Source organism: Micromonospora sp. GCM10011542, from assembly GCF_042650685.1.
Lineage (GTDB): Bacteria > Actinomycetota > Actinomycetes > Mycobacteriales > Micromonosporaceae > Micromonospora.
On the sequence record NZ_JBHSBO010000040.1, the window covers coordinates 15,675 to 27,724 of the forward strand.

Below are 12,050 nucleotides of genomic sequence, written 5' to 3' on the forward strand. Positions count from 1 at the left end.
ATGTGCGGCTACCTCAAGGAGTCCGACGTCCGCTCGACGAGCACGATCCGGGACACCGGCGAGCAGGTCTTCGCCACCTTGGCCAACCCGCCGGCGCCGCAGCTGCTCACCCCGCCGCCGATCGTGGTCGCTCGCCCGGGGGTGTGCGGCAGGGCGAACGGCTGCACCAAGAAGGCGCGCCTCTACCCGGGCGGCTGGGGCTGCGACGACCACAGGCCCTGACCAGGCCCCTACGGCTCCCCGAAGTAGCCCTCCTCCTCGCCGAGCAGCAGCCGGCACGTCGTACACCGACATGTCCGGCCGGGCCCGCGCGTACCGCACCCGGTGCCGCCACCGCCGTGCTCGAACGCGAAGTCGGCGTCGATCTCCGCCACCACCGTCGGTTCCACCTGCACGTACCGCAGCGGCTCCGGCCACGGCGGAGCCGCTGCCGGCGTCCTGGTCGGGGCAGCTGGAGCGGCGCTGATGGCCGGCGGGCAGCGTACGCCGGCAACGCCCACCGAGAAGTGGGCGGGGCTTCATCGTGCCCGCGTCAGCTCAGCTTCCACTCAGCCGGTTGACCCTCGTTGGACTGCCCCTCGTACACCGCCACGGACGGCTTGCCCTTCACGGGCACCGTGAAGACGATCCACCCCTTCACGCACCGGCCCGGCTTGAGGGTCTTCAAGTTGTACGGGTACTCGGCAGACACGACGCCGGACCAGACGTCTTTGGTGGTCGTACCGTCCGACCACTCCAGCGACCAAGGGGCGACGCTCACCTGCTCCGGCTGGCTCGCACTGGCCAGGTTGCAGGTATTCACCTCGAGCCCACCGAGCGCCTCACCCTTCTTCAGGTCAGGACCGTCATCGCTGATCGGCTGCTTGTACCGCAGCACGGTGGTGGTCATGGTGCTGTCCTTGAACGTGAAGGTCTTACCCAAGGCGAGCATGCCGTCCTGGCTTGGGCTGGGCGACGGCGATGCCGTCGGCGTCGACGAGGCCGGGGTCGCGGACGTGGGCCCGGCGGTGGCGCTGGCCGTAGCGGGCGTCTCCGCCCCACCGCCGCATCCGGCAAGCACGGTCACCAGGGCGAAAGCAGCAGCGTAGTGGTGGAGGCGAGTCATGGCCGGGACCGTACCAGTGCCCAACATCCCGCCGGCGTGGGCGATCCAGTTACCGCCGGCACCGCGACGCGGCCGGCCGCTGGCGCGGCGCCACCAGGCGCCGACCTTGAGGGTCAGAGTTCAGGGCCGGCGCGCCAGACGTGCGCCCGGCTACGCCTCGCCGAAGTAGCCCTCCTCCTCGCCGAGTAGCAGCGGCACGTCGTAGACCGACATGTCCGGCCGGGCCCGCGCGTACCGCACTCGGTGCCGCCAGCGCCCGTGCTCGAACGCGACGTCGGCGTCGATCTCCGCCACCACCGTCGGTTCCACCTGCACGTACCGCAGCGGCTCCGGCCGCTCGAGCTGCCCCGACCAGGACGCTGGGAGCGGCTCCGGCCACGGGTGAACCACGGTGGCGCGGCGGTGCTGCAGAGGGTTCGGAGGAGACAGCATCCCGGCGAGCTGCTCCCGCTGGGCGCCGGCCAGCGGGTGGGTGCGGCCGGTGTACCGCAGCCGGCCCCGCCGATCGAACCGCCCGAGCAGCACGGTGACGGGGGTGCGGATGCTGCCGGTCACTCCGCCGATGATCGCCTCGGTCACGAGCCTGGTCCGGAACTTCCACCAGCCGCGCCGGCCCGGCTCGTACCTGGAGGCCAGCCGCTTGCTGACCACGCCCTCGATGCCGGCCGCGACGGTCCAGTTCACCAGCCAGTCCGAGACCTGCTGCGTGTCGGTCGTCTGCGGGGTCAGGGTGAGCTGCGTCGGCGCGTCGACGAGCAGCTGCTTTAGCCGGGCCCGCCGCTGCGACAGCGGCAGGCTCAGGATCACCTCGCCGCCGGCGTCGGCGAGCAGATCGAACAGCACGTAGTGGGCGGGGCAGTCGTGGGCCAGGCGCAGGAGGCCGCGGCCGGCGGTGATCCTCCGTTGGAGCAGCGCGAAGTTCGTCCGGCCGCGCTGCCACACGATCAGCTCACCGTCCAGCACCACCCCGGGCGGGAGCGTCCGGACGGCCCGGGTGATGTCGGGGAAGTAGGTGGTGAGGTTCCGGCCGGCCCGCGACTGCAGGTACACCCCGTCGTCCTCACGGAAGGCGATGCACCTCCACCCGTCCCACTTTGGCTCATGGGTCAGGCCCGGAGCGTCCGGGACCGCGTCGACCGGCGTGGCGAGCATGGGCGTAACCGGCCGACGCAGCACCGGGTCTGCCGCCGCGCTGGCCCGGCGCCGGCCCGAACTCACCGCGCGGGCCGATTGTGAACGCGCTTCATCTTCCGCCCCCCACGTCATCGTGGGGGAGACCGCGGCCAGCAGGGGGAAAGATCCGCAACAACGAATGCAGAGCGTCGCCCTGGCGCTCGGATGGCCATCGGGGGAGGATCGCCCCCGTGCTGATCACCCCGCTGCCCGGCGTACACCAGAAGAGCCTCTGCCAGTCGCTCACCAACCTGCAGCAGGCCGTCGTCAACATCCGAGGCGGCGCCACCCACCCGGCAATGCATCGAGTGTTCACCTACCTCGACTGGGTCAACGAGGTCCGACGCCAGCTCCGCACCCAGATCAGCGCCGCAAGCCTCAACACGCTCGTGCCGCCCGACCGATACCAGCTCCTCATCTCCACCGCGGCATCGCTGTACGGCAAACCGCAGGGCGCCGAGATGGTCCTCAACGGCCTGCTCGCGGTGGAGCTCGATGAACGGATACGCGCGTTCAAGGACGCCCTCGCCGGACTGGACGCGCAGGTCAAGCAGTTCGAGGTCGCCGGCCGGCTGGTCGTGCTCGACAGCAACGTCTACCTCCACCACCCGCAGAAGCTGGAGGAGGTGGACCTCGCCCCGGCGCTCGGCACCCGCCACAACCCCATTCACATCCTCGTGCCGATGGTTGTCGTGGACGAACTCGACGCCCTGAAACAGCACAGCAAGGCCCACAACCGGTGGCGGGCCGGCTACACCACGGCCGTCCTGGACAGCCATGTCTACATGCCTGACGGCTTCGGCGTGCTGAGACCTGAGGACTTCAGCCGTCTGGTCTCCGACGGGGTGGCCCACGGGCGGGTCACCATCCAGATCATGTTCGACCCGCCGGGCCATGTCCGGCTTCCCATCAACGACGACGAGATCATCGACCGGGCGCTGTCCGTCGAGCCCCTCGCCGGCCGACAGGTCACCATGGTCACCTACGACACCGGAATGGCGATGCGCGCGAAAGCGGCCGGCCTGGAGGTGGTAAAGCTGGAGCAGGATCTGGGTGAGGAACCAAAGGTGGCTTGATGCCGACCGATGACGAACCGTCCGCGGACGCAGGCGGACAACCCAGCTTTGCGTCGATGATCAGCGGCTCGGGGCCCGAGCGGAGCGGTACGAGACGTCGGCGGCTCTTGCAGGAGCAAAGCCTCATCGTCCCCACCAGTTCCGGCCGCGAGAGTCCCACCACGACCATCATGGCGATGGGGTCAAGCTCGCCGCCCTCTGCATCTTCCCGACCGACCCGCGTCGATCCAGCAGTTACCCGGGCGTTGCTCAAGCCATGAGCGCGAGCATCACCACCGCGCCAGCGATGAAGAACGGGCCCATCGGGATGTGGGCCCCGCGACGTGCACGTCCAGTCGCCAACAGCGCGACACCCACGAGTCCCGCGACCAGGAAGCCCAAGAACACCGCGCCAAACGCCGCGCCCCAGCCCCACCATCCCAGCAGGGCGGTCACCGAGAGGATCAGCTTGGCGTCGCCCAAGCCCAAGCCGCGACTCCCCAGGACCAGACCCATGCTGACGAACACCGTGGTGGCGACGGCCGCGCAGATCGCCGCGCTGATCACGTGCTCCCACTGACCGGTGACGGCTGCGTCGACGGCGAGCAGAGCGAAGACGCCGGCCGCCGCCGGCAGGGTGAGGACATTGGGCAGGCGATGGACCTGAGCGTCGATGAAGACGAGCGGGACCGCGCAGCCGGCCCACAACAGGCCGGCCAGCAACACCGGAATGGTGGGAGCGGCGAGGACCACGATGGTCACCGCGGCCGCAGTGCAAAGCTCCGCGAGGTACGGAGGGGCGCCCACCCCTTGCCAACACCGGCCGCATCGACCGGTCGGCAGCAGCGCGGCCCAGCCCGGCCCAACCGGACTTACTTCCACGCCGCAGCCTTCGCACGACCGCCGGCTGATCTGGCCCGCTGGGACGGCCAGGCAAACAACCAACCACCGCAGCAGTGGCGTGACAGAAAGAGCGAGCAGGATCAGCTCAGCCCTGCTGGGCGCCCGCGGCGCCCCGAGGCGCTGTGCCGCCGGTAGCAGCGCTGGCCGGCTGCTCATATGCCGGGTCAATAAGGCACCTGGTCTTGCTGCGGACCGAGCTGGCTGATCTCGTACCCGTCGGGATAGCTTTTGGTTTTGGTCCCGTCGGCGAACAACGGCGCGGTCTCTGGCGCCCCGAACCAGCGCTGAAGTCGCGAGCGCATCTTCAACGCGACGTGCAGGCCGGCCCTGACCGGCCACGCCGGCGCATGAACGCGCATCGCGCACCGGAGCGGTGCGTCGTACATGGCGCTGACCAGCGCGTTCCCCAGCGGTGCAAGCAACCGGGGGAGCCGGGTGAGCATCAGCATCCGGGTGGCCCGCTCGATGGCGGCCGCGTCGTCGTTGGGTTGCAGGTGAGCGGCGTCGTGGGCGTCGAACCAGGTCTCGAACTCCTCATAGGACCCGGGGATATCCGTGATGCCCATCCGCCGGCCGAGCTCCCGATAGAACAGGTAGGTGGCCTGTCGCTCGTGGCAGCAGGGTTGGCGCCAGCCGTACTGCTGCAGCCACCGAGTTGGGATGACCACGAGGCAGCCGAGGACGTAGAGGTGGTCGTCGTTGGGGATGTCGTACGGGCGGTGGATCTGGTTGACGCGCCGCAGCGCGTCGCGGCCCCGTGGCTGGTCGAAGCCGTTGAGCACCATCTCGTACATCAGGAGGCCGGTGTCGTCGAGGCGCTTCTGGGTGCGCTCCGTCAGCTCACCGGTGGCGGTGTGCACCGCGGCGATGGAGGGGATGGAGAAGGACCGGTTGAAGGCGAGGTTCAGCCCCAGCTTCATGTCCCACGGGAACTCGTAGCGCAGCATGGTCTGGTAGATGGCCAGGTAGTCGCGCTCGGGGTCCAGAGCGCGGATGCGGGCCAAGTTGGCGTAGCGATCTCTCATCGTTGGGCGTCTCCAACCTTGCGGTGTGGGATGTCCTGGGCGGCAGCGTGCCGGGCCGCGACGAGCGTCCGGGCTACCACAGGCGACCGGGCATAGGCGGCGGTGACTCGCGTCAGCCATGCGATCTCGCCAGCGTAGCCACCGTCCGGGCGGTGCAGATCGTCCGCCGACTGGGGGTTCCTGGCGGCAACGCCGGTGCGGTGCCGTTGCAAGGCGCAGGCCAGGTGCGCCGCCTCGACGTTCGACCGCTGCTCGTCAGCGGTCAGCCCTGCCTGTTCGGCGAATTGCTCGGCCAGCTGCGTCACCTTGACGTCCATGTACGGGCGAAGGGCGAGGCGGCCGTCTCGGATCTCGGCCACTCGGCGGGTCAGTGCATAGTCGATGTCGCGGACCGCCGCGAGCGGTTGACGCAGGCTTGCGTCGAGTTCAAGTTCGGGCAGGGCAGCGACGAGGTCCCGCCAGAGCCGTTCGAGTCGCTGGTAGGAGCGGAAGTCTTCCCACCGTCGGGTGATCGCGAGGATCGGGCCCCACGCCGGCATGGTCAGACCGATCATCATGAGCACGGCACCGATGGTCACCAAAACCGCGGCGATTTCCCCCTCGCCGGCAGGCCGGTAGCCGCTCCAGTAGGCGGTGAGATACACGATCTTGTTGGTGCTGTAGAGCAGTGCGAAGGCCGCACCGACGGCGGTGATGCGCAGACTACGACGCAGCCACGGGCGGCCGCAGACACGAGCGAAGCGCCAGCACAGCCGGGTGATGTCGGTGCAGTAGGCGAAGAAGCCGACCAGCATGAAGATCAGCAGGTAGGTCGAGACGACGGGATCCTTCGCGTACTCGACGGTCAGGAGCACCGGAGTGTCATAGGTCAGCGTGTAGGCGAAGAGGCCGGCCATGGCGAGGAAGGCGCCGCTGGTGACCCATACCCAGAGCCGGCTCCGCGCTGCCGCCATCGCCGGGGGGAGGGCCAGGTGGAGGAGCATGATCTCGGCGCTCGCAGCGATCGTCATGGCGCAGGCGTGGGAGATGACTTTGGCCAGGTTGGGTAGCTCGGACGCTTCGTCGATGCCGGTTGCCAACGGTGGAATGGCGAGGGTGATACCGGCGGCGAAGGCGCCGAGTGCCACACAGATCGCGCCACGGACCTGGCCGGGCTGCCGGCGCTGGAGTCGCAGCATGTAGCCGAAGGCAAACCAGCCGGCGACCGCACAGACGGCGTACAGGGTGGTGTCCATCTCAACTATCAGTTGGGGTGTTCCAGTGAGTGCCGCAGACGGCCGTACAACTCGGCCTGTCGGCTGTCCAGCGGCGAGTCCTGCTCATCGTCGCGGCCGGCGCGTGCCCGCCGTAGCAGCAGCGAGCCGATCATCTCGGCCTCGCGCTCCTCGACGGCTGCGTAGTTGCTGCGGCCGAGGCTGCGCTGGACCAGCTGCGGGTCGAGGTCGGGCAGCAGCAGGCGGGAGGCGTCCGGGTCCAGGACTTGGGTGGCCCGGTGGCCGGCGAGCAGGTGGCCCAGCTCGTGACCGATGATCAGCAGTTGATGTAGGGGCGAGGTGTCCTGCTCGAAGAAGATCGCGTCGAACTCGCCGGTCGGCACGCACATCCCGCAGACCGTGTGCGCCGGGAGCTTGATCGGCACGAGGTGGATGGGCCGGCCACGCCGTTCACCGAGCAGGTCGCACAGTCTTTGGATGTCGAATGGCTCCGGTATCTCCACATCGGCGGCGATCTGCTCGCAGCGTTTGCGTAGTCGGTGCAACTTCACGTCAGCGTTCCCCCGCTCGTCGGCGTACCTCCACCGAAGGACCAGCACAGCTAACTGCGATCGCCCTGCACGGCACTCGTTGCGCCCGGGCTGGAGCCCTCGGCCACGGCCCGCAATCGGGCCACCATCTGCTCAATCAGCTTCGTATCTGTCGCGGACAGCCCGTTGTCGGCAAGCACCTGGCGCAGCGCCACCTGCTTGACGTCCATCCGGCGCAACTCGCTGAGCAGCGTGATCTGGTCCTGTATCCGTCGCGCCGCCGCATCGTCCACGAAGTAGCCCGAGTTCACTCCAAACGCGGAGGCCAGGGCGCGCACGTGTGAGGTGCGGGGATCGCTGGCCACACCGCGGCGCAACTCTCCGATGTAGGCGGCGCTGATCGTCACGCCAGTGTCGGCCGCCGTTGCGTTGATCTTGTCGGCGATCTCCTTGTTGGTGTATCTGCGGCCGAGCTCATCGGAGTCGTTGAGCTCCTCCGCGGTCGGACGGATCTTGTCGAACAGGTACTCCAGCCTGGCGGCCAGCGTGTCAAGGGGTGGACGGCGCGCGTGACTACGGCGTCTACCCCGAGAGCGGAGCACCCCCACGTGCGTGGGGAGGACGTCGCCCACGACGAGCCGTTGTGGACCAGCAGCGGAGCACCCCCACGTGCGTGGGGAGGACTCGCGCGGCTGGAATCAGACCGGGACCAAGGACGGAGCACCCCCACGTGCGTGGGGAGGACGCATCAACGGCGTCGGCCAGGCCGGCGACCAACGGAGCACCCCCACGTGCGTGGGGAGGACGTGCGCAGATCCTGGGTCGACGCAATGAGCGTCGGAGCACCCCCACGTGCGTGGGGAGGACCGTTCCTGGGGGAGCGTCAGCCGGTCGGAGAGCGGAGCACCCCCACGTGCGTGGGGAGGACGCGACGACCCGTGCGATGGCGTCGCGGGCCTGCGGAGCACCCCCACGTGCGTGGGGAGGACGGGGTGGTGCTGCTCGGCCCGGCGCACGGCATCGGAGCACCCCCACGTGCGTGGGGAGGACGTGCCCAGCGGTACCTGTAGCTGCCCGTTGGGCGGAGCACCCCCACGTGCGTGGGGAGGACGTCGTCCGCTGCGGCGGCTTGGCGGCGGCCTTCGGAGCACCCCCACGTGCGTGGGGAGGACGTCTGCGATCGGCGCGAGCGCCGAACAGCCCTCGGAGCACCCCCACGTGCGTGGGGAGGACGACGCCGTCGAGCTCCAGCCCGACCCGGCGACCGGAGCACCCCCACGTGCGTGGGGAGGACCGCCAGCCGGCGGGCCAGTTCGTCGGCGACCGCGGAGCACCCCCACGTGCGTGGGGAGGACCGCAACCCGACGTTCGCCGGCCGCAGCGCGAGCGGAGCACCCCCACGTGCGTGGGGAGGACGCGGTGGCGAACGCCGCACCCTCGTGGCGCATCGGAGCACCCCCACGTGCGTGGGGAGGACGCGTACGCGGTCACGGTCCGGCCGTCGCCCGTCGGAGCACCCCCACGTGCGTGGGGAGGACGCGGCTGAACGGTCCGCGAACCTCAACCATGACGGAGCACCCCCACGTGCGTGGGGAGGACGCCTCCGGCAGCCGCGCACCCTTGATCAGTTCCGGAGCACCCCCACGTGCGTGGGGAGGACCCGGCCAGCGTCAATAAGCAGGGCCCCGCCGACGGAGCACCCCCACGTGCGTGGGGAGGACGGCGGCGATCGGCGCGGCCGTGACGGCGCACTCGGAGCACCCCCACGTGCGTGGCGAGGACTACGGCGTCTACCCGGAGACGTTCTGCCGCGACGGAGCACCCCCACGTGCGTGGGGAGGACACCGGTGCCGGTGCCACGGGCGGATCGTTCAGCGGAGCACCCCCACGTGCGTGGGGAGGACACGCCGGCGACATTCTCGGCGCGTCCATGTCTCGGAGCACCCCCACGTGCGTGGGGAGGACCGGCCCGATGGTCTGCTGCTCGACCCGGAGCACGGAGCACGCCCACGTGCGTGGGGAGGACGCAAACACACCCTTAGCCCGCATGGCGTCGTTCGGAGCACCCCCACGTGCGTGGGGAGGACACTTTGCGACCTGCGGTTTTATCCGCCCGATGCCCGGTTCTCCATTGAGCGGACGGATGTGTCGTATGGCCGTGGTTGCATGCAGACGCCCTTACGAGCGGATGTGGACGGAGGCAATCAGGTTGGGTTTCGACCACGAGGAGATCGATGCCGGGATCTGGGGCAAGTCTAAACATCTTGAGGTGCCGTACCCGCTGCTCTGGCACTTGATCGACACCGCTGCCGTTGCCGGGGCGCTGTGGGATCGTTACCTGGCCCCGAACCAGCGGAGGATCATCGCGGAAGGGCTGGGTACCGACGATGCGCACGCCAGGTCGCTGATGATGTTCTGGGCAGGGCTGCACGACGTCGGCAAGGCCACGCCTGGCTTCCAGAAGCAGAACGAGACCGCGTTCAGCGCGCTGCGGAGCAGCGGTTCCTACGAGGACACGGCAGGTGACGGCTCGCTGAGGCACGACACCGCTGGCCAACTTGCCATGCCTAGCCTTCTCGACCCCCTGGGATATCCGCAGTCAGCCAGGCGAGCCAGCGGCCGCTTGGCATACCGCGTCGCTCAAGTCGTCGGCGGCCACCACGGCCGTTTCCAGCAGACCAGCGGCCCGCATGGCGGCCGGTTGCACCTGGGTGACGGCGGCTGGGCGCGACAACGTGCGGCCCTGGTGCGGGTGGTGCATGAGGCGGTGAACTCGCCGAAGCCCCCGCCGGCCATGAGCGCGCCGGCCAGCGTGCTGGTCACGGGGCTCGTGATCCTCGCCGATTGGCTGGCCAGCCAAGAACACTTCTTGGGCCAGCAGTTGCCACGGGTGCCGCAGCGCACAGACATCACCGTCGTCTCGGCTCACCTCGCGGCCCTAGCCGCGCCCGTCGCCGTCCTGCTCGACAACGCTGGCCTGGGGGCGCCCTCGTTTCGGGCCGCGGACTTCGAGGACTTGTTTCCGCACCGCCCGAACGCGCTTCAACGGTCGATCATTGATGAGCTGCTGCCGATAGTCGACGGTCCGGGGCTGGTGGTCGTAACGGCGGCGACGGGGGACGGAAAGACCGAAGCCGCGTTGGTGGCTGCTCGCAGGTTGGCCGAGGTGTGCGGGGCCCACGGGTTCTTCTTCGCCTTGCCAACCATGGCGACCTCTGACGAGATGTATCGCCGGGTGCGGGCATTCGCCGCCAAGCTGGCCGCGGGTCCGGCGCCGGTCACGCTGCTGCACAGCATGTCCTGGCTGAACGCCGAGTACGAGGCACGTGCCGCTGCCGACCTCGGTGATTCCGGTGTGGTGGTGTCCGACGACCCAAGCCGTGATGTGGCGGCGACGGATTGGCTGCGTGGCCGCAAGCGTGGACTGTTGGCCCCAATGGCGGTTGGCACCGTTGACCAGGCCCTGCTGGCCTCGCTGACCACGAAGCACAACGCGCTGCGTCTACTCGGCCTCTCAGGCAAAGTGTTCGTGGTCGACGAGGCGCACGCCTACGACGACTACATGACCACCCTCCTGTGTCGCCTGTTGAACTGGCTGGGAGCGTACGGATGCCCGGTCGTCCTGCTGTCGGCGACGTTGCCGTCGTCGCAGGCGGCTACCCTCGTTCGGGCGTACGAGGAAGGCGCTCGCGCTGGGTCGACCACGGCGTCCGTGCCGTATCCGGGTTGGACGTTCGTGCCGGCGAGCCGGGATCGCGAGCCGGCTTCGATCTCACCGCCGTCGCGGGAGGCGCTGGTGTCGGGCAGGACGGTGGAGTTCACGCTCGACGTACGCCCAGTTCGTCACCTCGAGAGGCCAGTAGGCGATCCCGCCGACCGCAGGGCTGTCGTACGGCACGTGCTGACGCCGGTTGCGGAACGTGGCGGGTGTGCGGCCGTGGTCTGCAACACGGTCAACGATGCCCAGCAGACCTACCGGGTGCTCCGTGACTGGGCGCCCCACGGGGTGGACGTGATGCTGCTGCATTCCCGGTTTCCGGCTCGCCGCCGGGAGGAGATCACGGCAGAGATCACCGGCCGGTTGGGCAGGGACGGTGACCGTTCACGGTCGACGATCGTCGTCGCCACCCAGGTGATCGAACAGTCACTCGACCTGGATTTCGACCTCCTGGTGACGGATCTAGCGCCGATGGCACAGCTGTTGCAGCGGGCCGGCCGGTGCCATCGACACCTCAGGCCGAGGCCGCCCTGGGCCGAGCAGCCGCGAGTGGTGGTTCTTGATCCGCGCGGGCCGAGCGGTATCGAACATGTCATGCCCGCTGCATGGGGCGACGTGTACGCGCCGTACCTGCTGCGCGCCACGCACCTTCGGCTGGCGGGGGTTGACACGATCGTTGTACCGCACGCGGTGCAGGACCACGTGGAGGCGGTGTATGTGCCCCAGCCGATCCGCCACGATCCGACGCTGAGCGCGGAGTATGACAGATACCGGGCCGAGGGAATGGCGGTCCGCGGAACTGCCGAATTAGGTGTCATACCCGATCCCATTGACGTGACCGACCTGCAATCGTTGAGTCACACCGAGACACCGGAGTGGCGTGCGTCCACCCGCCTGGGAGCGGAGTCGGACCGATTGCTCTGCTGCTACCTCGACGGTGACGGCGGCCAGTGGCTCGACCCGCAGCACCGCACCCCACTCCCTCAAACCGGTTCTGGACCGGGCGGCCGGTTCAAGAACGACGAAGTACGGACGATCCTCCAGGAGACGATCCCGGTTCGGGCCGGCCTTCTCGAGGGATACGAGGCTCCCGCCGCATTACCGGCGAGCTGGGGCGACAACAGCTGGCTCAAGGAACTCCGACCATTGTGGTTTTCGATCCTCGCTGCAGGCCCAGCACCCGCCGTCTGGGGCCGCCGGCTGGCGCACCTCGACCCGGACCTCGGCCTCGTCATTGCGGCCGCCGGGGCGGGGTGAGAGCCCGCTGTTAGTCATTCATCCGACACGAGGCTTCGCGTCTGGCCATCGGTTCGGCAACCTCAGGCGG

The 12,050-nt window shown here is 69.1% G+C and carries 12 protein-coding genes and 1 CRISPR repeat array; of the genes, 4 read left to right on the forward strand and 8 right to left on the reverse strand.

Annotated elements, in window-relative coordinates; all coding sequences use genetic code 11:
• Complete coding sequence (locus ACFOW4_RS13515; protein ID WP_377527578.1) at window positions 1-222, forward strand: hypothetical protein; 222 nt, start codon at window positions 1-3, stop codon at window positions 220-222.
• Between the two features lie 8 nt (window positions 223-230).
• On the opposite strand, the gene ACFOW4_RS13520 is transcribed toward ACFOW4_RS13515, so the two are convergent.
• Both ACFOW4_RS13520 and ACFOW4_RS13525 read right to left on the reverse strand, forming a co-directional pair.
• Window positions 231-395 carry a hypothetical protein gene (locus ACFOW4_RS13520; RefSeq protein ID WP_377527579.1) on the reverse strand — a complete coding sequence of 55 codons (165 nt, stop codon included), beginning with the start codon at window positions 393-395 and terminating at the stop codon, window positions 231-233.
• A gap of 137 nt (window positions 396-532) precedes the next feature.
• Window positions 533-889 carry a hypothetical protein gene (locus ACFOW4_RS13525; RefSeq protein ID WP_377527580.1) on the reverse strand — a complete coding sequence of 119 codons (357 nt, stop codon included), beginning with the start codon at window positions 887-889 and terminating at the stop codon, window positions 533-535.
• On the opposite strand from ACFOW4_RS13525, the gene ACFOW4_RS13530 reads away from it, so the two are divergent.
• Entirely contained in the window at window positions 888-1,088 is a 201-nt protein-coding gene (locus ACFOW4_RS13530) for a hypothetical protein (protein WP_377527582.1), read from the forward strand. The genes ACFOW4_RS13525 and ACFOW4_RS13530 overlap by 2 nt on opposite strands.
• 167 nt (window positions 1,089-1,255) lie before the next feature.
• Here the strand turns inward: ACFOW4_RS13530 and ACFOW4_RS13535 are convergent, their stop codons facing one another.
• Complete coding sequence (locus ACFOW4_RS13535) at window positions 1,256-2,257, reverse strand: ATP-dependent DNA ligase (protein ID WP_377527583.1); 1,002 nt, start codon at window positions 2,255-2,257, stop codon at window positions 1,256-1,258.
• A gap of 212 nt (window positions 2,258-2,469) precedes the next feature.
• Between ACFOW4_RS13535 and ACFOW4_RS13540 the strand changes: the two genes are divergently transcribed.
• Complete coding sequence (locus ACFOW4_RS13540; RefSeq protein WP_377527585.1) at window positions 2,470-3,354, forward strand: PIN domain-containing protein; 885 nt, start codon at window positions 2,470-2,472, stop codon at window positions 3,352-3,354.
• Between the two features lie 249 nt (window positions 3,355-3,603).
• Here the strand turns inward: ACFOW4_RS13540 and ACFOW4_RS13545 are convergent, their stop codons facing one another.
• The 5 genes from ACFOW4_RS13545 to ACFOW4_RS13565 form a co-directional block, all read right to left on the reverse strand.
• Entirely contained in the window at window positions 3,604-4,095 is a 492-nt protein-coding gene (locus tag ACFOW4_RS13545) for a prepilin peptidase (protein WP_377527586.1), read from the reverse strand.
• 305 nt (window positions 4,096-4,400) lie between these two features.
• Entirely contained in the window at window positions 4,401-5,261 is an 861-nt protein-coding gene (locus ACFOW4_RS13550; protein WP_377527588.1) for an oxygenase MpaB family protein, read from the reverse strand.
• On the reverse strand, window positions 5,258-6,496 hold the full coding sequence (locus ACFOW4_RS13555; protein WP_377527589.1) for an MAB_1171c family putative transporter: 1,239 nt from the start codon (window positions 6,494-6,496) through the stop codon (window positions 5,258-5,260). Before ACFOW4_RS13555 ends, ACFOW4_RS13550 begins: the two co-directional genes overlap by 4 nt.
• Window positions 6,497-6,504: 8 nt before the next feature.
• Window positions 6,505-7,026, reverse strand: a complete 522-nt coding sequence (locus ACFOW4_RS13560; RefSeq protein WP_377527591.1) for a hypothetical protein — start codon at window positions 7,024-7,026, stop codon at window positions 6,505-6,507.
• A 50-nt stretch (window positions 7,027-7,076) separates the two neighbouring features.
• Complete coding sequence (locus tag ACFOW4_RS13565) at window positions 7,077-7,550, reverse strand: hypothetical protein (RefSeq protein WP_377528158.1); 474 nt, start codon at window positions 7,548-7,550, stop codon at window positions 7,077-7,079.
• 49 nt (window positions 7,551-7,599) lie between these two features.
• Window positions 7,600-9,092: a CRISPR direct-repeat array (repeat unit 29 nt; unit sequence CGGAGCACCCCCACGTGCGTGGGGAGGAC).
• 122 nt (window positions 9,093-9,214) lie between these two features.
• On the opposite strand from ACFOW4_RS13565, the gene cas3 reads away from it, so the two are divergent.
• Entirely contained in the window at window positions 9,215-11,980 is a 2,766-nt protein-coding gene (gene cas3 / locus ACFOW4_RS13570) for a CRISPR-associated helicase Cas3' (protein ID WP_377527592.1), read from the forward strand.
• The last annotated feature ends 70 nt before the right edge of the window (window positions 11,981-12,050 follow it).